We start from the raw sequence: 26,370 nt of genomic DNA on the forward strand, positions 1-26,370 counted from the left end.
TGCCATATGGGAGAGAACCATGGCCACTGCAATGACGCAGCCCGGCGGCACACCTGGCCGGGAGCCCGTGGGTACCCAGCCGCCGCCTCAGACCATGCAGTTCCCGGACACGCCCAAGTTCCGCGCGTTCTTCGCCCCGTCACGGATCGAGGCGGACGTGTACGACCTGGAGGTGGAGGGCCGTATACCTCCGGAGCTGTCCGGCGCCTTCTACCGTGCCGCCGCCGACACCCAGTACCCGCCGCGCTTCCCGAACGACGTGTACATCAACGGCGACGGCATGATCCACATGGTGCGGTTCGAGAACGGCCACGTCGACCTGAAGACCAGGTACGTCCGCACCCAGCGCTTCGAGCTCGAACGCCGGGCCCGCCAGGCCCTGTTCGGCGCCTACCGCAACCCCTACACCGACGACCCGTCCGTCGCCGGCATCGACGACGGCAACGCCAACACCTCGATCATCTGGCATGCGGGCAAGCTGCTCGCGCTCAAGGAGGCGGCGCTCCCGTACGAGCTGGACCCGGTGACGCTTCAGACGCGGGGCATCTACGACTTCTCCGGCCAGATACCCGGGCGTACGTTCACCGCGCACCCCAAGCACGACCCGCGCACCGGCGAACTGATCGCCTTCGCTTACAACGCCAGCGGCCTGCCGGACAAGCAGATCCACATCCACGAGATCTCCGCCGACGGCAAGGTCACCCGCTCCCAGACCTTCGAGGTGCCGTACTCCTCGATGGTGCACGACTGGCTGGTCACCCGGGACCACTTCGTCTTCACCATCTCGCCGATGGTCGCCGACCCGGAGCAACTGCGCACCGAGGCCCAGTACTTCGTCTGGGACCCGAACAAGGAGACCTACGTCGCGATCATCCCCCGCGACCAGGGCGTGAGCGGCATCAGGTGGTTCCGCAGCGAGCAGCTGATGGAGACGCACTCCCTCAACGCCTGGACCGACGGCGACACCCTGGTGGCCGACCACTTCACCACCAAGTCGGGCTGGTTCTCCCAGTTCCCGAAGACGACCGTCGGCCCGCTGCCCGAACAGCCGCCGTTCCTGCACCGCTGGACGTTCGACCTCACCCGGGGCGCGGCACACTGGGACGACGCCGTCGACACCTACCGCAGCGAGCAACTCCTCGCCTCGCCCGGTGACATGCCCCGGGTCGATCCACGCGTACTGATGGAGAAGAACCGGCACGCCTGGGTCGGCGGTTTCCACCCCGATCTGCCCAAGGGCGAACTCGGGCCGATGGGCCCGCCCTTCAACTCCGTCATCCACCGGGACGATCACACGGGTGAGACGGCCTACTGGGCGCCCAGCGAGCACGCGGCTCCCGAGGAGCCGGTGTTCGTGCCGAAGGCGGGCGACTCCGACGAGGGCGAGGGCTACCTGCTGGTGCTGGTCGGCCGACGCGACCAGTCCCGCCACGACTTGGTCGTCCTCGACGGCCTCGACATCGCCGCAGGCCCCGTCGCGACGGTGAAGATCCCCTTCCGGCTCCGGTACGGCTTCCACGGCACCTGGGTCCCCGACAGCGAACTGCGGAAGTGAGACCCGCCATGCGACTCACCAGACACGGCCACGCGTGTGTACGGCTGGAGCGGGACGGCGTTGTCATCGTCGTGGACCCCGGCAACTACACCGATCCCGACGTGTTCGACGGCGCCCACGCCGTCCTCGTGACCCATGAGCACGTCGATCACTTCTACGAGCCCGCCCTGCGTGCGGCGCTCGACACGGACCCCAAGCTGCGGATCTGGGCCAACCGATCCGTGGCGGGCAAGCTCGACGGGCTCGGCGGACGGGTGACCGTGGTCGGCGACGGGGACACCTTCGACATCGAGGGCGTCGCCGTCGAGGCGCACGGCGAACTCCACGCGCCCACCCACCCTGACCTCCCGCAGGTCACCAACGTCGGATTCCTTGTGGACGGGACCGTCTTCCACCCGGGCGACGCGTTCACCGTGCCCGCCCGTCCGGTGGACACACTTCTGCTGCCCGTCCACGGACCGTGGTCCAAGATCGGCGAACTCATCGACTACGTCCGCGAGGTCGAACCCCGCCAGGCGTTGTCCATTCACGACGCAACGCTCAACGAGGCGGGAAACAAGCAGGTCGACATGTTGCTCGGCCTGGGCCTGCGGGACTCGGCCGCCGGCTACACGCGCCCGGCCACCGGAGCCGGGATCGAGATCCCCTGATGCACCTTTCACACATATGCCAAGGAACGGAGGCCCGCCATGGGATGGCTCGGGCTTGAAGGACGTCGCACCCTCGTCATGGGAGCGGGTGGTCTGGGTACCGCCTGCGTCCAGGCGCTGGTGGAGGCCGGAGCACGGCTCGTGGTCGTCGACGCGGACGAGGCGCGGCTGAAGGAACTGCGCGAGGACCCGGCCCTCGCGGACGCCGGCATACGGACCCTCACCGCGGACCTGACCACCTCCGAGGAGTGCGAGCGGGCGGTCACCACGGCCGCCGCCGAACTCGGCGGTCTCGACGTGCTGGTGCACGCGGTGGGCACCAACGACCGCCGCCCCGTGGTGGACACGCCGGACGAGGTCTGGGAGCGGATCGTCACCCTGAACCTGTCCAGCGCGTTCTGGACCGGGCGGGCCGCGGGCCGCCTGATGCGTGCGTCCGGCCGTGGCCGCATGGTGTTCTTCTCCTCCGTCTCCTCCCGGCTCGCCCACCTCCACCACGCTCCCTACGCGGCGTCCAAGGGAGGCCTGGACCAGATGATGAAGGTCATGGCCCGCGAGTGGGCCCCCGACGGAGTCACCGTCAACGCCGTGGCCCCCGGCTACACGGAGACCGAGCTGACCCGCGCCTACCTGGAGAAGCCCGGCATGCGCGAGCAGATGACCGGCCTCGTTCCCGCGGGGCGTCTCGGCGCCCCGGAGGACGTGGCGGGTGCCGTGCTGTTCCTCGCTTCGGACCGGGCGTCCTTCGTCACCGGGCAGGTCCTCTACGTCGACGGCGGCCGCACGCTCGTCTGATGCCCGACTCCACGGAAGGAAGTGCGCATGACCTCGAGATTGGCCGGGCTGTCGCCCGCGGACCTGAATGAACAGCAGGCAGAGGTCTATCGGGCCATCACCGGTGGACGCCGTGCGGCGGGGCCGCAGTCGTTCGCCCTGGCCGACGAGGAGGGGCGGCTGCGCGGCCCGTTCAACGCGATGCTGCTGAGCCCGCCGGTCGGCTACGCGGTGCAGGCGGTCGGCAGCGCGGTGCGCTACGACAGTGTCCTGACCGACCGAGCGCGAGAGACGGCCATCCTTGCCGTCGCCGCTCATTGGGGCAGCGCCTTCGAGTGGGAGGCTCATCAGGCGGTGGGGCGTGCCTGCGGACTCAGCGAGCGGGTCATGGATGCGCTCAGGGTCGGAGCCGTCCCCCACCTCACGGACCCGTTCGAGCGGGCCGCGCTGCACATCGCGCAAACGCTCCTCCTGGCCGGTGAGCTCTCCGACGACGAGTACGACGACGCCGTACGGACGCTCGGGCACCGCGCCCTCTTCGAACTCACGACGCTGGTCGGGTACTACAGCATGCTCGCCCTCCAACTCCGCGTCTTCGCAGGCGAGGGGCCGTCAGCCGGCTGAGCGGCCGCACCCCTGGCACAAACTCATTCACCCCTCATCATCGGACAGGCGGGACACATGAAGCTGGTCACCTTCGACGAAGGACGCGTCGGCAGGCTGGAGCTGGAGGACCGAGTCGTCCTCCCTCTCGAGGTCAGCTCGACGCGTGAGTACTTCGAGCTGGACGGCAGGGTGAAGGAGACCCGGGAGCGTCACTCACTCGACGACGTGACGCTGCGCGCTCCCATCGTGCCGAAGAAGTTCTTCCACACATCCGGCAACTTCCGCGAGCACGAGGACGAGTCGAAGAACGTCGACTGGTCGCACCCCATGCACAAGGGCATCGTCTTCTTCCAGAACGTCGACGCGATCGTCGGCCCCGACGAGCCCGTCATCTACCCCGAACACCTCACCACCGAGCTGGACTACGAGCTGGAGATCGCCGTCGTCATCGGCAAGCCCGGAAAGTTCTTCGGCGTGGACGACGCCCCCGACCACATCGCCGGATACGTCGTCTTCAACGACATCACCGCCCGCGACATCCAGCGCCGCGAGATGGAGTCCGGGGTCTTCTCCTTCTGCAAGGCCATCGACACCTTCTGCCCCGTCGGCCCCTACATCGTCACGGCCGACGAGATCCCCGACCCCCAGAACCTCGACATGGAACTACGGGTCAACGGTGTGGTCCGGCAGAAGTCCAACACCAACCGGATGTCGGTCTCCATCCCGCACCTCGTCGCCTACCACTCTCCGCAGGGCTACAGCGCGGGCGACCTGATCACCACCGGCACCGTCCAGGGCGTGGCCGGCTTCAGCGGCGACCCGGAGATGTACCTCAAGCCCGGCGACGTCATCGAGGCCGAGGTAGAGCGCCTCGGCGTGCTGCGCAACCGCATCGTCAGCTGGACCGAGGGCCACGGCACGCCCGTACCGGAGAAGGTGGACTGGTGAGGCTCGCGGTTCTCTACGGTCACGCGGTCCTGATCCGGGGCGACCGCGCCGCCGGTGTCCGCGTTGCCTCGAACGGTCGGCTGCCCGCCGACCCGATGGCCCTGCTGGAGCAGTGGGACCGGCTGCGGGTGCTGGAGGCGAGCCTGCCCGACGAGGCGTACGACATCGAGGTCGACCCCGATGCCCTCGGCGCCCCGGTGCCGCGCCCCCGGCAGGTCTTCGCGGTCGCCCTCAACTACCCGCCGCATGCCGCAGAGGCGGGCTTCACACCGCCCGAAGAGCCGCTGGTGTTCACCAAGTTCCCGACCTGTCTGGCGGGTCCGCGCACCACCGTCGAACTGCCCGAGGGCAAGGTCGACTGGGAGGCCGAGCTGGTCGCGGTGATCGGCCGGCACACCCACAGGGCGAGCGAGGAACGGGCCTGGGAAGCCGTCGCCGGGCTCACCGTCGGCCAGGACCTGTCCGAGCGGGTCTCCCAACTCCAGGGGAAACCAGCCCAGTTCAGTCTCGGCAAGTCCTTCCCCGGCTTCGGTCCGACCGGCCCGGTCGTCGTCACCCCGGACGAGTTCGACGACCCCGACGACCTGGAGATCACCGGACTGCTCAACGGCGAGGTCGTCCAGCACGACCGGACCAAGTCCATGATCTTCCCGGTCCCCGAACTCGTCGCGCGGCTGTCCGCCGTCGTACCCCTGCTCCCCGGCGACCTCGTCTTCGCCGGTACCCCGGCGGGGGTCGGCAACCGGATGAACCCGCCCCGCTATCTGACGCCGGGCGACGAACTGGTCACCCGGATCGAGGGCATCGGCGAGATCCGCCAGCACTTCACCGCCGTACCCCGAAGGGACGCCCCATGACCCAGCAGAACATCCCCCGCCGCTTCGAGGGCCGCACCGTCCTCGTCACCGGGGCCGGCACCGGCTTCGGCGCTGAGATCGCCGTACGCGCCGCCCAGGAAGGAGCCCGGGTGGCCGTCCACTACCGCAGCTCCGCAGCCGGTGCGGAGAAGACCGTGGCCCGCGTCAAGGAGATCGGCGAGGACGCCTTCACGGTGCAGGCCGACATCACCAGCCATCAGGACATCCGGCGGATGGCCGAGGAGGTGTTCACCCGCTTCGGCGGACTGGACGTCCTGGTCAACAACGTCGGTGACGTGGCGCGCGAGCAGATGTCCTGGCGGGACCTCACCGAGGAGTCCATCGACCACGTCCTCGCGGTCGACATCAAGGGCACCATGCTGTGCGTGCACGAGTTCGGCGCCCGCATGCTGGACCAGGGTCACGGTTCCATCGTCAACATCGGCTCCACCGTCATCGTCCGCGGCAGCGCGCGTGCCCCGCAGTACGCGGCCGCCAAGTACGGGCTGCTCGGCATCACCAAGTCCTACGCCCAGGCGTTCGCCCCCGCGGTGCGGGTGAACACCTTCGCCCCCGGCTTCATCGAGACCGAGGCCACCCTCACCCGCCAGGACTGGAAGTCCGGCCGCCGCGAGGAACTCCTCGCCAAGACACCCCTGGGCCACATCCCCGGCCCCGCCGAACTCGCCGGCACGGCCCTCTTCCTCGCCACCGACGACGCCTCCCACATGACCGGCGCCTACCTGAACGCCGACGGCGGCTTCAACATGATCGGCGCCTGAGCGCCGGACAACCCCTTTCCCGACGAAGGCAGATGACACCATGACCATCAACCGCAGTCTCCTGATCGGTGGCAAGGAGATACCCGCCGCGTCCGGCCGGACCACCGCCGACACCAACCCCTGGACCGGCGAGGTGTACGCCACGGTCGCCGCCGCCGGTCCGGAGGACGTCCGCGCCGCGGTGGACGCGGCGGACGCCGCCTTCGCGGAGTGGGCCGCGCTCGCGCCCTTCGCCCGGCGGAAGATCTTCCTGGACGCCGCCGCACTCATGGAGCAGCACATCGAACTCGCCGTGGACCTGGTGGCCGGTGAGGCCGGCGGGACCCGGCTGTGGTCGATGTTCAACGTCATGGTCGCCGCGAACTTCCTGCGCGAGGCCGCCTCCGCGATCACCGCTCCGCGCGGAGACGTGCTCTCCACCCAGGAGCCGGGCGGACTGAGCCTCGCCGTCCGCGAACCGCTCGGCGTCGTCGCGGCGTTCGCGCCGTGGAACGCGCCGGTCATCCTCGGCACCCGCGCGGTCGCCGCCGCGCTCGCCGCGGGCAACACCGTCGTGGTCAAGGCCAGCGAGGATGCCCCGATCGCCTGCGCCCTCTTCGTCGCCGACGTCCTGCGCGAGGTCGGGCTGCCCGACGGAGTCCTCAACGTCATCACCAACGACAAGGCGGACGCCGCCGAGATCGCCGAGACGCTGATAGCGGACCCACGGGTGCGCGCCGTCAACTTCACCGGCTCGACCGGCGTCGGACAGATCATCGGCACCCTTGCCGCCCGCCACCTCAAGCCGGCCCTGCTCGAACTGGGCGGCAAGAACTCCGTGGTCGTGCTGGAGGACGCCGACCTCGACCACGCGGTGAACGCCGCGACGATCGCCGCGTTCATGAACGCCGGCCAGATCTGCATGTGCGCCGACCGCATCCTGGTCCACGCATCCCTGGTCGAGGAGTTCACGCGGCGGTTCACCGCGAAGGTCGCGGCCCTGCCGAGCGGCGACCCGGCCCTGCCCACCACCGTCATCGGCCCGCTGGTCGACAAGGCCGCCGCGCAACGCGTCGCCGCCCTTGTCGCGGACGCGCGGGCGAGAGGCGCCCGGGTGCTCACCGGTGGCGGCGCACCTGAAGGTGCCCTGCATCCGGCGACCGTCCTGGCCGACGTCCCAGAGGACGCGGCGCTGCACCGCACGGAGGCCTTCGGCCCCGTCGTCGTCATCACGTCCTTCGCGAACGACGACGAAGCGGTGACGCTGGCCAACGACACCGAGCACGGCCTCAGCTGCGGTGTCATCACCGAGAACGCCACCCACGGCCTGAAGGTGGCACGCCGTATCCGCACCGGCATCGTCCACGTGGGCGACCAGTCGGTCGGGGACGAGCCGCAGGCCCCCTTCGGCGGATTCGGAGCCTCCGGCTACGGCCGTTTCGGCGGGCGGTGGGGCATCGAGTTCTTCTCCAACACCCGCTGGGTCACCGTCTCGACCGAGCGACCGCACTACCCCTTCTGAGGCCGCGGCTGTCGTGATGGTCTCGGCGCGACAGCCGCCCCACAGGACGGACGAGCACCAGTCGGATCATCGCCATCGTGACCCTCGTGTCCACGGTGGCGGTGATCCGTTCGCCGTCGCGGGCCAGGACGGAAGCCGACAAGACCGCGACGACCGGAGGTAGCCTGATCGCGTCTACGATCACGCGCATGTCGCGCGTCGTACCGGATCCCGGACTTCAGTTCGGCAGCGGAGCCTGGCGGTGCCGGCCGACGACCTGGGGGGTGAGGAGCGCGCCCGCACGGTCGGCGAGGACGGCCATCTCGTAGCCGATCAGGCCGATGTCGCAGCCCTCCTCGGCGAGGATGCCGAGGCAGGAGCCGTCTCGCATGTTGTTGACCAACATGAACCCGTCGAGCATCTCGATCATGACGAGTTTCATACCGCGGTAGCCGTGTGTCTCCGCCGCGTTCCCGGCAAGGGACACGATGCCGGACACCACGGCGGACAGATGGTCGGCGCGATCCCGGGGGAGGCCGTCCGAGGCTGCTATGAGCAGGCCGTCCGAGGAGACGGCGATGGCGTGACTGACCCCGTCGCTGGTACGGACGAATTCCGAGACGAGCCAGCCGAGGTTCTGATGCGCGGAGGACACGGGTGACGATTCCTATCTGGTCAACTGGCTTTCCAGCCATCTGGATTTCTTGCCGTCCTGCTGTTCAGCTCGCGGACGACGGCCGCCGGCTGCTGGTCATCCGGCCTCGGCGCGCGCGACGCCCGCCCGGAAGCTGTTGAGGACGGACGAGATCTGCCGATGCGGATCCGGCGGCGGCGCCTCCTCGGGAACGAGGATCCGGGCGGGCAGGGTGACAAGGGCGGACACTCCTCCGGCCGGGCTGTGCGAGAGCATGACCTCCACGCCGAGGCGGCGGGCGAGCCTGCCGACCACGTAGTGCCCGAGGAATCGGGTGGGCGCGACGAGGAACACCTCCTCCCCGGCGATGCGTGCGTTGGCGCGGGCGAGGTCCTCGGGGGACATGCCGATTCCGTGATCGACGACAGCGAGGTTGAACTCCTCGCCCTCGGCCCAGCCATGGATGTCCACCGTCTGGTCCGGCGGCGAGTAGGTGAGTGCGTTCTCCACCAGTTCGGCCAGCAGATGGGACAGCTCGGAGACGGCTCGGCCGCTGATCCGGCGGGGTTCGATCGCGGCGATGGCGACCCGGCGGTACTGCTCCACCTCTCCGATGGCGGACTGGACGACTTCGAGGCTGCTGGCCGTCGCGCTGCGCACCTGGGGTGAGCGTTCGTCGACGAGGACGAGCAGGCTCTCGGCGTTGCGGCGCATACGGGTGGCGAGATGGTCGAGCTCGAAGAGTTCGGCCAGCGCCTCGGGGTCGAGTTCCTGCCGTTCGAGGGCGGTGATGAGGGCCAGTTGGCGACGGACGAGGCCCTGGTTGCGCCGTCCGAGGTTGGCCAGGGACTCGGCGCTGTTGCGGCGCAGCACCGTCTGTTCTGTCGCCAGGTCCAGAGCTGTCCTCTCCACGTTGCGCAGCGCTGTGACGACCCGGGAGATCTCCTCCGGGGCGCCGTCGGCCGACGGCGGGATCTCCTCGGACGGTACGAGCTGACCGGCCTGGATGAGGGCGACGGTCCGGGGAAGCCGATGCCGGGCCACGTCGTCGGCTTCGCCGGCGAGCGCGTCGAGGGGCCTGGTGATGGAGCGGTTGGCGAGGACGGCGGCTGCGGCGAGCACGGCGACCACCAGCAGCATGATGCCGAGGTAGCCGAGGAGCGCGAGTGTGGCCTGGTCGCTCAGGGTCTCGGCGCGGGCCAGTGCGTCGGCGTCGACCCGCTGCTGGGCCTTGTAGACCGTGCTGTCGAGGCGGCTCAGGTCACCGAGGTACTCCGAGACCGGGGCGTCGAGCCGCCTGCCGTCGTACGCCGCGACCGCCTTGGCCTCGACGGAGTCCAGGCGGCCGGACATTCCTCCGAGGATCTTCTGGACGGCTTCGCGTTGCGCGGGACTGGCGATTCTGAAGAATCGGTCGATGGCGGATATCCGGGTCGCCCTGCCCTCCATGAAATCGACGTAGTTAGTGCCGCTGAACTTTCCGGCGACGAGAACTCCGCTGAGCAGGCTGCCGGCCTGACTGCCTGCTTCCTTCGCCTCGGCGAGCGCTCCCAGTGCGGCCAGGTCGTCACGCAGCTGCCGGTCGCCGAGTCCGTTCATGCTCTCGGCCGGGTTGGCGCTGTTGAGGGCGCCGATGGCGTCTGTGTAGAACGCGTTGGTCTTCTTCTGGTCGGCGGTGCCGGAGTCCACTTGTGAACGGACCGAGGCCAGTCGGCTCAGGGCGCCCAGTGTGTCGGTCACCGCTGGTTCGTCGCGCAGCTCGACGCGGAAGGAGTCGACTTTCCCGCGCCCGTCGGTGACCTTCTCGCGGAAGCTGTCACCGCCCGACAACAGGGCGCTGGTGAAGGTGCGCTCGTACTGCAGACTGTCCACCAGGGCCTGGATCCGCAGGGCCACGTCGATCCGTGACCTGGTGTCACGGGCGTCCTGGTACACCTGCAGTTGCTTTGCGACGGCCGAGCCGACCAGTGCCAGCAGCAGACAGGTGGGGACCGCCAGGATGACCGCGGTACGTCCGCGGATCGTGCGCCAACTCAGCGCGGCCCGGATCGCACTCACTGATCGCGCGGTGCGGCCACGAACGTGGGACGGCATGTGCAGCTTCCCCCCTGCGCACAGACACAAGCATGTCATATGGGTGAAACATGTGTTGTTCTATCGCATTAGGTTTCGAAAGTGAAGATAGGTGGAGCGTTGCTTTATATATGGACTTGGGGCGACTTGGGGTGGGGGCACGCCTGCCGTCGAGTGTGGTCCTGGTGGCCCTGGGCACCCACCCCCTGGATGATTGAGGCTCTGAATGACCGTTATTCGCATGGTTGATGACTCCCGGGCTGTGACGGGTAGGCCTGGTCTCTCCTCTTGAACAGACGGCGAAACCGCGGCAGTTGGCGGGATCGCGGGCACCGGTGGTACGGCAGCACCCGGGGAACGCCGTGCTGCGCGGCGTGGACCTGGCTGGGCGGCGTTCGTCGTCCCGCTGGGTGGTGTGGTGCTCCCGGTGGAGGACCACGGGGCGCCGACCGGTCCTTCCCGACGGCGCACCGCCGGCACCACGTCGCCGTGGGCGTCGCTCCCGTCGGACCGGACGCTCGGTGAGCCCTCAGAGCGGGAACGACTCCAGCAACGGAGCGCTCGGGAGCTCGGTGAGGGTCGGTGACACCTCGGTCCAGATCGTCTTGCCCGTGGACGTGTAACGGGTGCCCCACCGTCGTGTCAGCTGGGCGACCAGGAACAGTCCGCGGCCGCCCTCGTCCTCCGACGCGGCCCGCCGCAGGTGGGGGGAGGTGTGGCCGCCGTCCGAGACCTCGACGATGAGTCCGCGCTCCCGGATGAGCCGTAGCCGCACGGGGGCGCCGCCGTACTTGACGGCGTTGGTGACCAGCTCGCTGACGACGAGTTCGACGACGAAGGCGGCGGACTCGTCGACATCCCACTCGGCGAGGCGGTCGCGGACCAGTGACCGCGCACGGGCCACCTCGCCGGGCTCGACGGGCAGGTCCCAGGTCGCGACCAGGTCTTCCGCCAGGGCGTGCACGCGGACCAGCAGCAGTGCCGCGTCGTCCTGCGGCGGCCGGACCAGCAGTGCCCGCAGGACGGCGTCACAGGCCTGCTCCAGCGGAGCGCCCCCGGGACGCGTGAGGCGCGCGCACAGGGTGCGGATGCCGACGTCGATGTCCCGCTCCCGGTTCTCGACCACTCCATCGGTGAACAGGGCGAGCATGGCTCCTTCCGGCAGTTCGAGGTCGATGCTCTCGAAGGGCAGGCCGCCGACGCCCAGGGGCGGCCCCGCGGGCAGGTCCACCAGGTCGGCCCGTCCGTCGGCGGTGACCAGGACCGGAGGGATGTGACCGGCGCGGGCCATGACGCAGTGCCGCGTGACCGGGTCGTAGATCGCGTACAGGCAGGTCACGCCCAGCGCTTGGTCCTCGTGCGTGTCGTCGGCGGGCTGCGCGACGCCGACCCGCGCCACCAGGTCGTCCAGGCGGGCGAGCAGTTCGTCCGGCGCGAGGTCGAGGGCCGCCAGGGCGGCCACCGTGGTGCGCAGGCGGCCCATGGTGGCCGCGGCCCGCATACCGTGCCCCGCCACGTCCCCCACCACCAGGCCCACGCGCGCGCCGGAGAGCGGGATGACGTCGTACCAGTCCCCGCCGACGCCGGCGGGTCCCTCGGCGGGGAGATACCGATGGGCGACCTCGATGCCGGCGGGGCGGGGCAGGGTGTGGGGCAGGAGGTCGTGCTGGAGCATGAGCGCGGTGGCGTGTTCTCGCATGTACATGCGGGCGTTGTCCACGCACACCGCCGTGCGGGAGACCAGTTCGACGGCGAGCGCGGTCTCCTCACCGTCGAAGGGGGAGCGGCTTCGGGACCGCTGGAAGCCCGCGACGCCCAACACGGCGCCGCGGGCTTCCAGCCGTACGACGAGTTCGCCGGAGACCGGGTCGACGAACGGTTCGCCCTCGGCCAGGCACCGCAGCCGCGCGGTGTCCGAGGCCGTGGGCAGCGGGTCACCCGCCGCCGCGGTCGAGGGTCGCTCCGCGAGTCGGCACAGGGCCGGGGGAAGCCCGGGGCCCTCACTCCACGACTGGGGCTCCTCGCCGCGCAGTACCGGTTCCAGGAGGTCCACGGTGGCCGTGTCCGCGAATTCGGGGACGACGAGTGCCGTCAGTTCCGCGGCCGTGCGCCGGATGTCCAGGGTGGTGCCGATGCTGCCGCCGGCCCTGCTCAGCAGGGCCATTCGCTGCCGTGCCACATGGCTGTCGGTGGTGTCGAGGCTGACCTCGCAGACCCCGATCGTCCGTCCGTGTTCGTCCTGCAGCCGGAAGTAGGAGCAGGTCCAGACGTGGTCGCGGCGGGGGTCCACCCGGGCCGGACTGCGGTAGCGGATGCCGGTCACCGGTTCACCGGTGCGCACGACGTGTTCGATGATCCCCTCGATGTCGGTCGGCCGGCCGCCCTCGTGCAGTTTCCCGCCCTCCGGGAGGATGTCCTTCACGAACCTGCCGACGGATTCCTCCAGCGGTGTGTCGAGCTCCTTCTCGACGGCCGTGTTGATCCAGCTGACCCGGCCGTCGGGGTCGTACACGACCAGTTGGACGGGTGACTCGCGGTACAGCCCCGCGAGCATGGCCCGGCCGATGGTGCGGTGCCGCAAGGGCGCCGTGTCCGTCGCCGTGAGCAGCCAGGCCGCTCCGGCGGCGGCGTGGGACAGGGGTGCGAGGCTCAGGGAGACGGACACCGTACGGCCGTCGCGATGGCGCACCGTACGCACCCCGAGGTCCTGCGAGGGCCGGCCCGCCGTGGCGAACGGACCGGTACCCGTCCCGGTGTCGGTGAGGATCTCGTCGGCGGATCGGCCGAGCACCTCGGAGGGGCGGTGGCCGAAGAGTTCCTCGGCTTCCCGGCTCCATCCGATGACTCGCAGGGCGTCGTCCAGCACCCCCGTCGCGCTCTCGGACGACAGCGACTGCGGCGCGGAGGCTGCTTCATGGGTGTTCATGAGGACCGTCATGACTACTGCCGAGGTGGATGGGTTCCGATCAGTTCAATGTACTGCCGGGGCGACCCGTACGACTTCGATGTCGCCCGGCGGGACCACGACCACGTCGCCTTCGGCAAGGGCGGCGGAGCTGCCGGTCCACGTGACACGAGCCCGTCCGCTCGGGAGCGACGGAAAACCGCTGGTGCCGCGGCCGACGGGGACTCGTGCGGGCGGGGCGGACCCACCCTCGTCCGCGCTTCCCGCCGGCCGCCCGGCGAGGCCTGGGCCGAGGGGAATCTGATGTCTGTCAAGTAGGCTGGCTCGCGGAGACGGGCAGGAAGCTTGGAGGTATGCGTGGGAGCACGAGACGTAGCGGTTCGCAGGCCCGGACGGCCGGGGGCGGACACTCCCGCGGTGCCCGAGGAGGAGAGCATCCTGCTGCGCGGCCTGGAGGCCTTCGCGGAGCTGGGCTACGACCGGGCCTCAGCCCGTGAACTCGCCCGTCGTCTGGGTGTCAGCCACAACTTCATCAACGACCGGTACGGGTCCAAGGCCGCCTTCTGGCGCGCGGTGGTCGACTCCGCCATGGGGGCGCAGTTCGAGGTCATGCCGGAGGTCGACACCTCGGCCGACGACGTCGAGCAGCTGCGGCAGTTCATCACCGGCCTCTACCGCACGTCCGTGATCAGACCGCAGCTCGGCCGGATCTTCGTCGACGAGTTCTCCCGGGACTCCGAGCGACTCGACTACGTGTACGAGCGCTACATCGCCCCGACGCTGCAGACCATCGTGCCCGGCATCGAGCGCCTGGTGGCCGCCGGACGCATGGGACCCGTCCCCATGGACGTGCTGTTCTTCGCGATCATCGGCCCCATCAGCGGCATGGTGGAGGTACCGCTGGCCAGGCGCCTGGGCCGGCCCGAGGGCGCTTCACCGGAGCAGCTCTCGGCCACCGCCGAGATGTTGGCGACGTTGGTGGTCAATGGGTTGCTCGCCACCGGTTCCGGCCCGAGTGAGCAGGGCCGCCGGGTGGACGAGCCGGAGGGTTGACGGGTCAGGTCCGTCAACCCTCCGACGTATCTCACGGTCAGACGTCGAGCAGTTCCCGGGTCCGTACCGGGCCGCCCGTCTCGAAGGACCGGTTCGCCGCCAGCCCCGTGACCAGTGAGCGAGCTCCGTCCACGGCGTCCGCGGCCCGCCCCAGCGGGTCGGCCACGGGCTCGCCGAAGAGATCCTCCAGCATCCGTACGTCGCCGCCGCCGTGTCCCCCCTCGCCGGTCCGCACCTTCAGCTCGCGCGGCGGTTCCCAGAACCGGCGCAGCAGCAGTTCCGTACGTCCCGCGGTGTCGCCCACCGCCTCCCCGTGCAGAACGGCGCTGTCACCCGGCACGACCACCTCGGACCGGGTCCACGTGGACTCCTCGACCAGCAGTTCCAGGCGTCCCGCGCTGCCGTTGAAGGAGATCCGGTATCCCTCCCAGGGGGCGTAGGCGGTGAGGTGGTACGTGAGAGTGGCGCCGGACGCGTAGCGGACGAGGACCGCCATGTCGTCCTCGATGGTCACGCCCGGTCCGAAGACGTTCTGGTCGCGGTGGTAGCCGTCCGCGCCCTCCGCGTCGAGGTACAGCTCGGTGAGCAGGGGCGAGTCCGCCAGCCGTACGGCGAAGGGGTCGTCTTCCGCTGCCGGGGAGCCGTGCGCCCGGCGGTAGTCGCGGGCCAGGCCCCGGCGGGCGCCCGCCTCGTCGCCGTAGAAGAACAACCCGCCCTGCGCGTACACGGTTTCGGGTTCGCTGCCCAGCCACCAGTTGACGAGATCGAAGTGGTGGGTGGCCTTGTGCACCATCAGGCCACCGGAGTTGGCCTTCTCGCGGTGCCAGCGGCGGAAGTAGTCGGCGCCGTGGCGCAGGTCCAGCAGCCACTCGAAGTGGACGGAGCCGACCTCGCCGATCTCTCCGGAGGCGATGACCTCCCGTACGGCCGAATGCACCGGGTTGTAGCGGTAGTTGAACGCGACCCGCACCTCGCGGCCGGTGCGCCGCTGGGCGTCGAGAATGCGGCGGGCCTTGTCGGCGTCCGTCGTCATCGGCTTCTCGGTGACCACGTCGCAGCCGGCCTCCAGGGCCTCGACGATGTAGTGGTCGTGGGTGCGGTCGACCGTGCAGACGACGACCAGGTCGACGTGTTCGCGGCGCAGCATCGTCGTGAAGTCCTCGGCTGCGTACGTCGGTACCGAGGCGCCGATCCACTCGTTGTGCACGGCCATTCGGTGCGGGTTGACATCGCAGAAGCCGACCACTTCGACCCGGTCCGCGTAGGGACCGGCGAGCGCGTTGGTGAAGAGCCGGGCGCGGGCGCCCAGTCCCACCACGGCGCAGCGGCGGCGTGCGGTGTCGGAAGGCATGGGGTCTCCGTTCAGTTCGCGGACAGCTCGGGGGACGGGGACAGCGGGCGCCACGCGTCGACGGCCGTGGCGGCGAGGGCGAGCGGGCCGAGGGCGACGAGCAGCAGGACGGGGGACATGGCCACCAGCGCAGCGGCCGCGACGGCGGAACCGGCCAACAGGACGGGCACGAGCGGCCACCGGGGCATCGAGCGGAACGCCGACACGGTCACCGCGCGCCACGCGAGCCCCTCCCGCCAGCCCGCCGCACACCGCAGACCGAGGGCCACCACCAGCGCGCCCGCCGCAGCCACCGGGACACCCATCCCCGGCCCGTGCGCGTCCAGCGCCAGCGCGTCCAGCCACAACAGCGCCAGCACTCCGGTCGGCACCAGCCAGACCGCGCGCCCCGAGCGCAGCACGCCGCGCAGCGCCGCCAGCAGGGTCGCCGGCGTCACGCCCGGACCGCCCCTGGCCTGCTCGCGCAGCACCGCGCAGCCGGCGACGAACGCCGGGAACGCGGTGACCACGGGCAGCGAGCAGACCACGAGGAACACGCCGAGCAGCAGACAGTCGGCGAAGAGGGGGAACCAGGAGCGTCGCATGGCGTCGTACCCCTATCCCTTGAGTCCGGAGGTCTGGACGCCCTCGACCAGCAGCCGCTGGAAGGCGAAGAAGAACAGCATCACCGGCACGAGCGTCAGCACGGACATCGCGAACATCGGGCCGAAGGCGGCGCTGCCGGACTGGTCGACGAACAGGTTGAGACCCAGTTGCAGGGTGTAGGTGTCCGGGTCGGCGAGATACATCAGCTGGGGCAGGAAGTCGTTCCAGCTCCAGATGAACGAGAAGATGGTCGTGGTGACCAGGGCGGGTTTGAGCAGCGGCATGATCACGTGCCAGAAGGTGCGGTACGGGCCGCAGCCGTCGATGATCGCCGCCTCGTCCAGCTCGCGCGGCAGCGACCGGATGAACTGCACGATCAGGAAGACGAAGAACGCCTCGGTGGCCAGGAACTTCGGCAGGATCAGCGGCAGATACGTGCCGACCATGCCGAGCTTCTGGAAGATGATGTACTGCGGGATCAGCACCACGTGCAGCGGCAGCATGAGCGTGCCGATCATCAGCGCGAAGTAGAGGCCGCGGCCCCGGAAACGCAGCCGCGCGAAGGCGTAGGCGGCCAGTGAGCAGGAGACCACGTTGCCGACGACGGTCCCGACCGAGATCAGCAGCGAGTTGCCGAACATCCGCCACAGCGAGATGCCGCTGACCCCGTCGATCGCATGGGTGTAGTTGCCCGGTGTGAAGACCTGGGGGATCGGGCTCAGGTTGGAGATGATCTCGGTGCCGGACTTCACCGACGCGGTGAACAGCCACAGCACCGGATAGAGCAGTACGAGACCGATCGCGACGCAGACGAGGTGCCAGAGCGCCGAACGCAGCCGGCCCGCGGCCGGGGGTGCCGTAGTGGTCGTCACGACGCGTCCTCCTGTCCGTAGTGGACCCACATACGGGAGGTGCGGAAGACGAGCGCGGTGACCAGCGCGATCACGATCAGCAGCACCCACGCCATCGCGGAGGCGTACCCCATGTGGAAGTTGGTGAAGGCCTGTTCGTACAGGTAGAGGGAGTAGAGAAGAGTCGAGTCGGCCGGTCCGCCGGCGCCGTCGCTGATGACGAACGCGGAGGTGAACGACTGGAAGGAGTTGATGATCTCCAGGACCAGGTTGAAGAACAGCACCGGGGACAGCATCGGCAGGGTGATGGACAGGAAGGTGCGCGCCCGGCTCGCCCCGTCCAGCGAGGCCGCCTCGTACAGCTCCCTCGGAATCTGCTTCAACCCGGCGAGGAAGATCACCATGGGAGCGCCGAACTGCCAGACGGTCAGCGTGATCAGCGGGTACAGCGCGTAGTCCGGGTTGTCCGTGAAGCCGCCGAGATGGATGCCGAACGAGCTCAGGGTCTTGTCGGTGAAACCGTCGGTGGCGAACAGTGACCGCCACACGAGCGCGACGCTGACGCTGGCGCCGAGCAGGGAGGGAGCGTAGAACGCGGCGCGGTACAGACCGACTCCGCGCCGGGCCCGGTTCAACAGCAGTGCCACGGCGAGCGCGACCGCCAGTTTGAGCGGGGCGCTGATGAGGACGTATTCGAGGGTGACGCCGATGGAGGTGAGGAAGCGGTCGTCCTCCAGCATGTAGCGGTAGTTGGCGAGGCCCACCCACTTCGGCGAGGTGAACAGGCCGTAGTCCGTGAACGACAGATACAGGGACGCCAGCATCGGTCCCACGGTCAGCGCGATCATGCCGATCAGCCAGGGCGTGAGGAAGACATGCGCCGACAGACCCTGTGAACGGCGGCGCGGTACTGGGGTGTTGGCGTCGGTGGCGCCGCCGCGCGGGCGGGGCAGAGGTCGGGGCGGGGCGGTCGCCTGGGCCATCGGGGGCTGCTCCTCCACGTCGAGGATGGATGACGGCGGCAACGTTTGCACGCGGGGCGGACGATCGCAAGAGTCAAGGACCTGCGTGATTGTTCGGTATCCGCCATTGACTCGGGGCGGCTGCCGAGCGTAGCTTCCGGGCCAGTTGGGAACAGAGTGGGAACGTTTGCACTCGCTCCCCGAACACCGATCGCCCCACCGAGCGAAGGGCCGCCGATGTCCCCGATGCGCCGACCCCGTGTCCTGCCCGCGCCCTCACGCCGTCAGGTGCTCGCCTCACTGGGCGCTCTCGGCCTGGGCGCCGCCGTCGCCGGCTGCGGCACCGCGGACGCCTCGGCCGACGGCGAGGTGACCCTCAACTTCCAGTGGTGGGGCGGCGACGAGCGCAACCTGGCGACCCAGAAGGCGGTCGAGCTCTTCGAGCGAAGCCATCCGAAGATCAAGGTCTCGGTGTCCTTCACCGGGTACGACAAGTACTTCCAGCGGCTGGCCGCCCAAGTGGCCGCGGGCACCGGCCCGGACGTGCTGCAGATGGACTACTACCAACTGCGCGACTACTCCGCCAACGGCCTGATCGCCAACCTCAGCGGACCCGACTTCTCCGGCATCGACGTCAGCGGCATCCCCGAGGTCTACGTGGACGCGGACCGGCTGGACGGCGACCTGTGGGCGGTGCCCACGGGGATCTCCACCCAGGCCCTGCTCGTGGACCCGAAGATCTGGCAGCAGGCGGGCGGCCTCCCCAAGCCCGGCTGGACCTGGGACGATCTCATCGACGACGTGGGCCCCGCCCTCCGGAAGGCGGCCCCCGACCGGTATCCGCTCACCGACTTCGGCCGCTACAGCGAGACCTTCGACCTCTGGCTCAACCAGCGCGGCAAGTCCCTGTACAAGGCCGACGGCGCGCTCGGCTTCACCCAGTCCGACCTCACCGCGTTCTGGGAGCTGACCGCCCGCCTGCGCGACAAGAAGGTCTTCACCCCGCCCAATCTCACCGCCTCCTACGACGGCAACACCTCCAACTCCCTGCTGGTGCGCAAGATCTCCACCGCCGAGTTCAACCTCACCGGCACGGTCGCGCCCTACTTCGAGGCCTACGGCGACATCGACCTCGTCCCCTTCCCCACCGAGTCCTCCAGCGCCCCGCTCGGGCTGACCGCGGGGCCGGGCATGATGTGCGTACGGCAGAGCAGCGCGCACAAACGCGAGGCCGCGCAGCTGATCGACTTCCTGCTCAACGACCCCGAGGCGGGCAGCGCCCTCGGCGTGGTGCGCGGACTGCCGCCCAACCGGCAGACCCTGAACCGCATCGCCCCGAAGCTGAGCAAGGGCGACCGGACGGTGTACGAATACGTCAGTTCGCTGGAGAAGCGGTTCCTCCCGATGTCGATCCCCCCGTCCGGCTCCGACGAGGACAAGCTGGAGTTCCGGCGGGTCAACGAGGACGTGCTGTTCGGGAACAAGACCGTGCGGGAGGCGGCGGCCGAGATGTTCGAGAAGTACAACAGCACCGTCCCCAAAGGCTGATCCCCGCACGGCTAGGCCGCCGGAAGGCTTCCGCACATGATCATCCAGGAACTCCGCGTCACCCCGATCGCCTTCGCCGACCCCCCGCTGCTCAACGCCGACGGAGTGCACCAGCCGCATGTCCTGCGCGCCGTCATCGAACTCGACGTCGCCGACGGCCGCGGCGGTACGGTCACCGGGCTCGGTGAATGCGCGGGACACGCCTGGCAATTGGACTGGCTGGAGCTGGTCGGCTCACGCCTGCCCGGCACCAGCGTGTACGCCACCGGAGCCCTGTCGCGGCTGGTGCGGGAGCTGCTGTCCGGGCAGGCCGACGACATCGACTACGGTCCCGACGCGCCCTGGCGACGCTGGGCCGATCGCACCGACCCGCCCGAGTCACGCGGCCCGGCGCCCGTTCCGGCGCCCGCCTTCGACGTACGGCGGGTGTACTCGGCGCTGGAGGTGGCCTGCCTGGACGCGCAGGGTCGGCTGGCGGGCGTACCGGTCGTGGACCTGCTCGGCGGCCCGGTCCGGGACTCGGTGCCGTACAGCGGCTACCTGTTCTACAAGTGGGCCGGGCATCCAGGCGCGGAGGCGGACGAGTGGGGCGAGGCCCTCACACCGGACGGCGTCGTGGCCCAGGCCAGGCGCATGGTGGACCGCTACGGCTTCCGCTCGCTCAAGCTGAAGGGCGGGGTGTTCCCGCCGGACGAGGAGATCGCCGCGCTGCACGCGCTGCGCGCCGAGTTCCCGGACCACCCGCTCCGCCTCGATCCCAACGCCGCCTGGACCCTGCCGACCACCCTGGCGGTGATCGGCGAACTGGCGGACGTCCTCGAATACCTGGAGGACCCGGTGGCCGGCGTCGAGGACATGGCCGCCGTCGCCGCGCGGACGACGCTGCCGCTCGCCACCAACATGTGCGTGACCTCGCTGGAGCACATACGCCCGGCCGTGGAGCGCGGTGCCGTGCGGATCGTGCTCGGCGACCACCACATCTGGGGCGGTCTGCGGGCCGGTGTCGCGCTCGGGGACGTCTGCCGGGCCGTCGGCTGGGGACTGTCCATGCACTCCAACTCCCACCTCGGGATCAGCCTCGCCGCGATGACCCACGTGGCGGCGGCCACGGCCGGACTCGGACACGCCTGCGACACGCACTACCCGTGGAACGCGGCGGAGGACGTCGTCGTTCCGGGCGCGCTGTCGTTCACCGACGGCTCGGTCCCGGTCCCGCCCGGCCCCGGTCTGGGTGTCGAACTCGACCGCGCGGTACTGGACCGGCTCCATGCCAGGTACCTGGCCCTGGGACGTGAGCATCGCAACGACACCGCCTACCTGCGGAGTGTGCGACCGGAGTTCGAGCCGACGATGCCCCGCTGGTAGGAGCGGTTCCCTCGCCGAGCGGGCTCAGCGCCGCTCGATCGCCGCCGTCGACCCCCGTACCACGAGATGGGTCGGCAGGACCCGCTGCAAGGGCTGGGCATCCTCTTCCGCCGGTGTCCCCAGGATGCGGAACAGCAGGTCGACCGCTGCCCGGGCGGCCTGTGCCTTGGGTACGCCGACGGTGGTCAGCGGGGGTGCGGCCATGCCGGCCAGGGCGATGTCGTCGCAGCCCACCACGCTCATCTCCTCCGGCACCCGTACCCCGCGCGCGGTGAAGCGGCTGATCAGGCCGAAGGCGACGATGTCGTTGAAGGCGACCACGGCGGTGGCGCCGCTGGCCAGCACCACGTCCGCGGCGCCCGTGATGCCGCCGTCGAAGTGCGGGGCGACGCTGCCGGTGTGGATGATCTCGACCTTCCCGGAGCCCGCCATGGCCTCGATCCCCGCGGCCCGTTCCTGCGCGGTCCAGGTACTGCGGGGGCCGCCGACGTACGCGATCCGTCGGTGGCCGAGGGCGTGCAGGTGGGTGAGGGCGTCGGTCATTCCCTCGACCATGTCGGCGGTGACGCTCGGGAAGCCGGGCTCCTGGCGGTGCAGCAGCACGATCGGCTTCTGGGTGAGCCGGTCCAGGGAACCCAGTTCCTCGCTGCTCAGATGCGGGGCGCACAGCACGATGCCGTCCACCTCCGGTGCCATCGTGCGGATCGCGTCCAGCTCCAGGCCCTCGTCCCGTTCGGAGTCGCTGACGAACACCGCGTGGCCGAGGCCCCGGGCGCGGGCCTGCGCGCCCTTGCAGATGTCCGCGAAGAAGGGGTTGAGCAGGTCAGGGACGATGACCCCGAGATGGCCGGTACGGCCGGTGATGAGACCGCGGGCGGCCCGGTTCGGCTGGTAGCCGAGCCGGTCGGCGGCGGCCTGGACCCGCTCCCGGGTGACCGCACTGGCCCTCCCATCAGGATCGAGCGCCCGGGACACCGTGGACGGGGAGACCCCGGCCGCCTTCGCAACTTCTCGAATCGTCACCTGCACGTGCCGAGGTTTACACCCCTGCTCGCGAGCGTCAATGGAAGATCGCCGAGGTACGCGTGCCTCGCGGAGTCCGCTGCCGGCGCACCCGTGAAGCAAGCCGTGTGCCCGGCAGAACGGGGCTGTTCCTGGCGGACGAGGAGCGGCCCGCGCCATCCGGCGGGCCGGGCCCCGCGGACGGGGACGACACGGCGGCCCGCGGGATGCCGTACACCCCACGGACCGCCTCACTCACGCGTCCGGCTCGCGCCTACTTGCCGTAGTACGCGTCGTAGACCGAGATCTTCGAGGTGTCGCCCTTCTTGTCGGTGATGACGGCGCGCAGGGAGATCCCCTTGCCCTTGGCCGGGTTCTTCACGCTGACCCTGCCGTGGTGCACCGCGGTCTTCTTCCAGGTCCTGCCGTGGTCGTACGAGACGTACACGGCAAGCGACTTGAGGTTGCCGCCCTTGGCGGCTCCCTCGACGGTGACCGGGTAGGTGAGCGTCCGGCCCGCCACGACCCGGCCGTCGAGACCCGTCGGGGCCTTGAACCGGATGGTGGATACGGGGAGTTCGGTCGGCACGCCGGTCGAGGGCGACTTGGAGTGGAACGTCCAGCTCGCGTCGACCCGCGTGGACGCGGCCTGCACCTTGGCGCTGCGGGTGGCGGTGGCGGTGAGCCGGTACGCGGCCCGGGCGCCGGGGACCTTGAACGTCTTCTGGCCGGTGAGCGCGTCGCTGCTCGTGCCGACCTTCTTGCCGTTGCGGTACAGCGTGGTGCGCGCCGAGGTCAGGTCGGAGGAGGCCGCCTGACCGTTGCCGTCGGCGAAGAGGGGCAGCCGGCCGTAGATGCCGTCGGAGCCGTGGAAGACGCCGTACTCGCCCGGGACGACCCGGGGTGCGAACACCGCTGTGTCGAACGCCTTGCGGTAGGTCCTGCCGCCGGTGAACGTGTCGTAGTCACCGCTGTTGGAGGACGCCTCGGAGATCGGGGCCCCGTCGTCGTCCTTCTTCCCCGAGTACTGCTCGAAGTCGAAGTACCAGGAGGCGCTCCCGCCGGTCGACAGGTACAGCGTGCGCGTGGTGGGCAGCTGCTGCGGGACGGGGGTGTGCAGTCCGTAGCCGACGGGCACCGCGACGGTCAGGTCCAGGGCGCCGGTCCTGCCGGTGGCCGAGGCGCCCAACCCCGCCTTGACGGTGGCCAGTTCGCTCGCCTTGTAGTGGTGGACGTGGGTCCCCGCCAGCTTCGTCACCTCGCTGCCGCTGACGGTGTCGTACTCGGCGCCGGAGCCCTTGGTCCACTGCCCGGACCAGACCTGCACCAGACCGGAGGAGCGGGCCGGGCCGACGTGGGCGAGGCGGATGTCGGAGAAGGACGGCATCGTGACGGAGTTCGCCACCGCCGCGGGCTGGTACTCGTACGACACCATCGCCTGCAACGGCTTGGCCGCCGCGTCCGGCACGGTGATGTCGGGCGCCTTCGTCGTGTTCAGGTCCAGCGTGACCGTGGTGTTCCTGTCGATCCGCAGCACCGGCTGGGCCAGCCAGTCGACGCCGCCCTCGGTCGAGTCGGGGTCCTTCATGCTGAGCGAGTCCAGCATGTAGTCGCCCTTGGGGACGCGGAAGGTGACCGTGTCGGCGCTGGTCTGGTTGGTGTAGCCGCCGTCGCCCCGGGTGGTCGTCGACAGGGTCGTCAGGTGCACCGGCGTCTGGCCGGGGCGGTTGACGTACTTCACGGTGAGGCTGTACGCCTCCGGCTCCCGCTCGACGCCCACCGCGGTCCGGACACTCAGGCCGCCGCCGGTGGCGGTCACGTACGCCGAGTACATGCCGTTGACCGAGCCGCCGGGCTTGGCGTTTACGGTGACGGCGACGGACGCACGGCCACCGGCCGGAACCGTCACCTTGTCCGCGCCCAGGGTGAAGAAGCCGGCCGGAGCCGCCTTGCCACCGGGAGCCCGGGTCGTGTCCGACAGGGTCAGCGTGACGTCCTTCGTCCCGAGATTGCGGTACGTCAACTGCTGTGTGACCGGGGTGTCGTCGGTGTGCGGCCACTGCTGGACCGGGAAGCTCAGCGAGGACGTCTCGGCGATCACACTCTGGTCGAGCGCCTTGTCGACCTGGATACGACCCGAACCCTGCGCGTACGGCGAGTAGCCGTCGTTCCTGGCCGAGCCGACCAGCGCGGCCTTCAGCTCCTTGAACGTCCAGTCGGGGTGGGCCTGCTTGAGCAGGGCCGCGGCACCCGCGACATGCGGGGTCGCCATCGACGTACCCGAGATCGTCACGTATCCGGGCGGGTTCTCGCCGTACTCCTTGGCGATCTCGCTGCCCTTGGCCGAGGCCGCGGTGATGTCCACGCCGGGCGCGGTCACGTCCGGCTTGAGGGCGCCGTCGGCGGTCGGGCCGAGGCTGGAGAAGTCCGCCAGCTTGTCGTGGACGTCGACGGCGCCGACGGTGAGCGCGTCGGCCGCGCTGCCGGGGGAGTCGATGGTCTGGGCGCCGGAGTCGCCCTCGTTGCCCGCGGCGATGGTGAAGAGGATGCCCTTCTCCTCCGACAGCTTGTCGACCGTGGACTCCAGGGAGTCGACCCCGGGCATGTCGGTGCCGCCCAGGCTGAGGCTGATGATGTCGGCGCCCTGCTCGGCGGCCCACTCCATGCCCGCGAGGATGGAGGAGTCGTCGCCCTCGCCCGAGTCGTCCAGGACCTTGCCGTTGAGGAGCTTCGCGCCCGGCGCGACCCCCTTGTACTTGCCGCCGGACTTGGCGCCGGTGCCCGCGATCGTGGACGCGACGTGCGTGCCGTGGCCGACCTTGTCGCCGGTGGTGGCCGCCGAGGTGAAGTTCTTGGCGGCCGTCACCTGGCCCTTGAGGTCGGGATGGGTGGTGTCGATGCCCGTGTCGAGGACGGCGACCTTGACGCCCTTGCCGTCGTAGCCCTTCGCCCAGACCGCGGGTGCGCCGATCTGAGGCACGGACTTGTCGAGGCTCGCCTTGCGCACGGTGTCGAGCCAGACGTGGGAGATGCCCGGGGTGACGGAGTCGCCGTCGGTGAGCGCCTTCCACAGGTCCGGGGTGTCCTCGGCGGGCGTCTGCACGGAGTCCAGGCCGAGGGCCGCGAAGGTGCGGTGGGCGGTGCCCGCGTCGCGCACACCGGACTTGACGGCGCGCGCCGCGCCGCCCTTGTAGCCGACGATGACCTTCACGCCGTCGCCCTGGTTCCTGCGGTTGGCCGCCTTGGTCAACTCCGTGACGTCGAAGAGCCGTTGGTCGAGCTTTCCGCTCGCGATCATCCTGGAGGCGTCCGTCGGCAGCACGAGGGTGTGGCCGCCGACCCTGCGGATCTGCACCGGCACCCGCTGACGGCCCTCGGCGGGCTGGAAGCCGGTCACCCGGCCCTTGGCGTCGACGGTGACCCGGTCACCCGTGACCAGGGTGAGCCGGTGGCCGCCCGCGGCTGTGGTGTTCCGGGCGGCGGCGGCCGACGGTGCCGTGGGCACGGGTGTCGCCTGTGCCGAGGCCACCACCACCGTGGCGAGGACGGCCGTCGCCGCCGCCGCGGCCGTCGTTTTCACACTTCTGCGCAAGGTTCCCCCAGGGCTGGGCTTTTCGTTGAGGGAAGCGACGGTAGGGACACGGCCGCACAGCTGTTTCGCCGTTGTGCGGCGACGGCGTATCGATTTCGATGGGACGTCGCCGGACGGTTGTTACAAACCCAGGTCAGGGCGCTGGGCCGGGTAACGGTGGCCTCACGACAGGGGCTGTCGGACCGGCCGTGAGCCGGTGATCGAAATCACCGGCTGGGGGCGGCGCGGATCGCCTCGCCCGCCACCGATACTTTGTCGTGACATGTTTGCCCGACGCGGTCACGGTGTTTGCTCCGTGAGACCCGACGGCCCTGCGGAAGGAGCAGCGGGCATGCGGCTTCGCCGGTTCGTACGCCGGGCCGTTCCGACTGTCTGCGTGACCGTCTGTCTGGCCGGGTGCGGCGGCGTGGACGGCGGTGTCCGGGTCGAGGGCCCGGCGGTGACCTCGGTCCCCTGGTCGGGGCCGGTGTACATGACGGACTGGTACGGCCGCGCCTGGCAGCGCCCCAGGTCCGTCGACCCGACAGGCCGCGTCTCGCTGGGGCGGCTGACGTGGCGGGACTGGGGCTCGTCCAGGGCGCGGGCCACCGGTGTGGCGACGGACACGACCTGTCTGTCCGGCTGCCCCGACGGGGACCCGCCGAACTTCCGGGTCGAGGTCGTCCTCAGCGGACTGGTCGAGCGGGGGAACGTGGCGTTCTACGGCCACCTCACCCTCACGCCCGTCCACCCCCCGGCGCCGTTCTGGTCGGAGGGCTACCGCAGTACGGATCTGGACGTGCCGGATGCCTGAGTAC

General features: G+C 70.1%; 21 protein-coding genes. 12 read left to right on the forward strand and 9 right to left on the reverse strand.

All coding sequences use genetic code 11. The features are described 5' to 3' along the window. Nucleotides 1-19 precede the first annotated feature (19 nt). Genes ABZ928_RS00475 through ABZ928_RS00510 form a run of 8 tightly spaced genes read left to right on the forward strand, consistent with a single transcriptional unit; the run spans nt 20 to nt 7,673 of the window. Entirely contained in the window at nt 20-1,555 is a 1,536-nt protein-coding gene (locus ABZ928_RS00475; protein WP_361514125.1) for a carotenoid oxygenase family protein, read from the forward strand. An 8-nt stretch (nt 1,556-1,563) separates the two neighbouring features. Continuing rightward, nucleotides 1,564-2,205, forward strand: coding sequence for an MBL fold metallo-hydrolase (locus ABZ928_RS00480; RefSeq protein WP_361514127.1), 642 nt, complete (start codon nt 1,564-1,566; stop codon nt 2,203-2,205). A gap of 39 nt (nt 2,206-2,244) precedes the next feature. Beyond that, on the forward strand, nt 2,245-3,000 hold the full coding sequence (locus ABZ928_RS00485) for an SDR family oxidoreductase (RefSeq protein WP_361514129.1): 756 nt from the start codon (nt 2,245-2,247) through the stop codon (nt 2,998-3,000). Between the two features lie 27 nt (nt 3,001-3,027). Further along, a complete protein-coding gene (locus tag ABZ928_RS00490; RefSeq protein ID WP_361514131.1) occupies nt 3,028-3,603 on the forward strand; it encodes a carboxymuconolactone decarboxylase family protein in 576 nt (191 codons plus the stop codon). Nucleotides 3,604-3,660: 57 nt separating this feature from the next. After that, on the forward strand, nt 3,661-4,533 hold the full coding sequence (locus ABZ928_RS00495; protein WP_361514132.1) for a fumarylacetoacetate hydrolase family protein: 873 nt from the start codon (nt 3,661-3,663) through the stop codon (nt 4,531-4,533). Continuing rightward, the gene (locus ABZ928_RS00500; protein WP_361514134.1) at nt 4,530-5,390 is read left to right on the forward strand and encodes a fumarylacetoacetate hydrolase family protein; all 861 of its coding nucleotides are present in this window, start codon (nt 4,530-4,532) and stop codon (nt 5,388-5,390) included. Before ABZ928_RS00495 ends, ABZ928_RS00500 begins: the two co-directional genes overlap by 4 nt. Continuing rightward, nucleotides 5,387-6,172 (forward strand): SDR family oxidoreductase, encoded by a 786-nt coding sequence (locus ABZ928_RS00505; protein WP_361514136.1) that lies wholly within the window; start codon nt 5,387-5,389, stop codon nt 6,170-6,172. The genes ABZ928_RS00500 and ABZ928_RS00505 overlap by 4 nt, the downstream gene beginning before the upstream one ends. 40 nt (nt 6,173-6,212) lie before the next feature. Further along, a complete protein-coding gene (locus ABZ928_RS00510) occupies nt 6,213-7,673 on the forward strand; it encodes an aldehyde dehydrogenase family protein (RefSeq protein ID WP_361514138.1) in 1,461 nt (486 codons plus the stop codon). 217 nt (nt 7,674-7,890) lie between these two features. Here the strand turns inward: ABZ928_RS00510 and ABZ928_RS00515 are convergent, their stop codons facing one another. From ABZ928_RS00515 to ABZ928_RS00525, 3 genes are all read right to left on the reverse strand, one after another. Beyond that, on the reverse strand, nt 7,891-8,307 hold the full coding sequence (locus tag ABZ928_RS00515) for a roadblock/LC7 domain-containing protein (RefSeq protein WP_361514140.1): 417 nt from the start codon (nt 8,305-8,307) through the stop codon (nt 7,891-7,893). A 96-nt stretch (nt 8,308-8,403) separates the two neighbouring features. Then, nucleotides 8,404-10,344, reverse strand: a complete 1,941-nt coding sequence (locus tag ABZ928_RS00520) for a nitrate- and nitrite sensing domain-containing protein (RefSeq protein ID WP_361514142.1) — start codon at nt 10,342-10,344, stop codon at nt 8,404-8,406. A 544-nt stretch (nt 10,345-10,888) separates the two neighbouring features. After that, nucleotides 10,889-13,285: a SpoIIE family protein phosphatase gene (locus ABZ928_RS00525; RefSeq protein ID WP_361514144.1), complete on the reverse strand. Its 2,397-nt coding sequence runs from the start codon at nt 13,283-13,285 to the stop codon at nt 10,889-10,891. 396 nt (nt 13,286-13,681) lie between these two features. Here ABZ928_RS00525 and ABZ928_RS00530 point away from each other — a divergent pair, with 396 nt between their 5' ends. Beyond that, on the forward strand, nt 13,682-14,317 hold the full coding sequence (locus ABZ928_RS00530) for a TetR/AcrR family transcriptional regulator (RefSeq protein WP_361514146.1): 636 nt from the start codon (nt 13,682-13,684) through the stop codon (nt 14,315-14,317). A gap of 37 nt (nt 14,318-14,354) precedes the next feature. Here the strand turns inward: ABZ928_RS00530 and ABZ928_RS00535 are convergent, their stop codons facing one another. The 4 genes from ABZ928_RS00535 to ABZ928_RS00550 are packed head-to-tail and all read right to left on the reverse strand — an operon-like array spanning nt 14,355 to nt 18,087. Further along, nucleotides 14,355-15,668 carry a Gfo/Idh/MocA family oxidoreductase gene (locus ABZ928_RS00535; protein WP_361514148.1) on the reverse strand — a complete coding sequence of 438 codons (1,314 nt, stop codon included), beginning with the start codon at nt 15,666-15,668 and terminating at the stop codon, nt 14,355-14,357. Between the two features lie 11 nt (nt 15,669-15,679). Then, complete coding sequence (locus tag ABZ928_RS00540; RefSeq protein ID WP_361514150.1) at nt 15,680-16,252, reverse strand: hypothetical protein; 573 nt, start codon at nt 16,250-16,252, stop codon at nt 15,680-15,682. Between the two features lie 12 nt (nt 16,253-16,264). Next, nucleotides 16,265-17,125: a carbohydrate ABC transporter permease gene (locus tag ABZ928_RS00545; protein WP_361514152.1), complete on the reverse strand. Its 861-nt coding sequence runs from the start codon at nt 17,123-17,125 to the stop codon at nt 16,265-16,267. Continuing rightward, a complete protein-coding gene (locus ABZ928_RS00550; protein ID WP_361514154.1) occupies nt 17,122-18,087 on the reverse strand; it encodes a sugar ABC transporter permease in 966 nt (321 codons plus the stop codon). Before ABZ928_RS00550 ends, ABZ928_RS00545 begins: the two co-directional genes overlap by 4 nt. Before the next feature lie 225 nt (nt 18,088-18,312). Here ABZ928_RS00550 and ABZ928_RS00555 point away from each other — a divergent pair, with 225 nt between their 5' ends. Next, the gene (locus ABZ928_RS00555) at nt 18,313-19,614 is read left to right on the forward strand and encodes an ABC transporter substrate-binding protein (RefSeq protein WP_361514156.1); all 1,302 of its coding nucleotides are present in this window, start codon (nt 18,313-18,315) and stop codon (nt 19,612-19,614) included. A 36-nt stretch (nt 19,615-19,650) separates the two neighbouring features. Beyond that, a complete protein-coding gene (locus ABZ928_RS00560) occupies nt 19,651-20,979 on the forward strand; it encodes an enolase C-terminal domain-like protein (protein WP_361514158.1) in 1,329 nt (442 codons plus the stop codon). A 24-nt stretch (nt 20,980-21,003) separates the two neighbouring features. Here the strand turns inward: ABZ928_RS00560 and ABZ928_RS00565 are convergent, their stop codons facing one another. Continuing rightward, a complete protein-coding gene (locus ABZ928_RS00565) occupies nt 21,004-22,008 on the reverse strand; it encodes a LacI family DNA-binding transcriptional regulator (RefSeq protein ID WP_361514160.1) in 1,005 nt (334 codons plus the stop codon). 247 nt (nt 22,009-22,255) lie between these two features. Then, a complete protein-coding gene (locus tag ABZ928_RS00570; protein ID WP_361514162.1) occupies nt 22,256-25,561 on the reverse strand; it encodes a S8 family serine peptidase in 3,306 nt (1,101 codons plus the stop codon). Between the two features lie 343 nt (nt 25,562-25,904). On the opposite strand from ABZ928_RS00570, the gene ABZ928_RS00575 reads away from it, so the two are divergent. Further along, nucleotides 25,905-26,366 (forward strand): hypothetical protein, encoded by a 462-nt coding sequence (locus ABZ928_RS00575; protein WP_361514164.1) that lies wholly within the window; start codon nt 25,905-25,907, stop codon nt 26,364-26,366. The last annotated feature ends 4 nt before the right edge of the window (nt 26,367-26,370 follow it).

The organism is Streptomyces sp. NPDC046909, assembly GCF_040644695.1.
Lineage (GTDB): Bacteria > Actinomycetota > Actinomycetes > Streptomycetales > Streptomycetaceae > Streptomyces.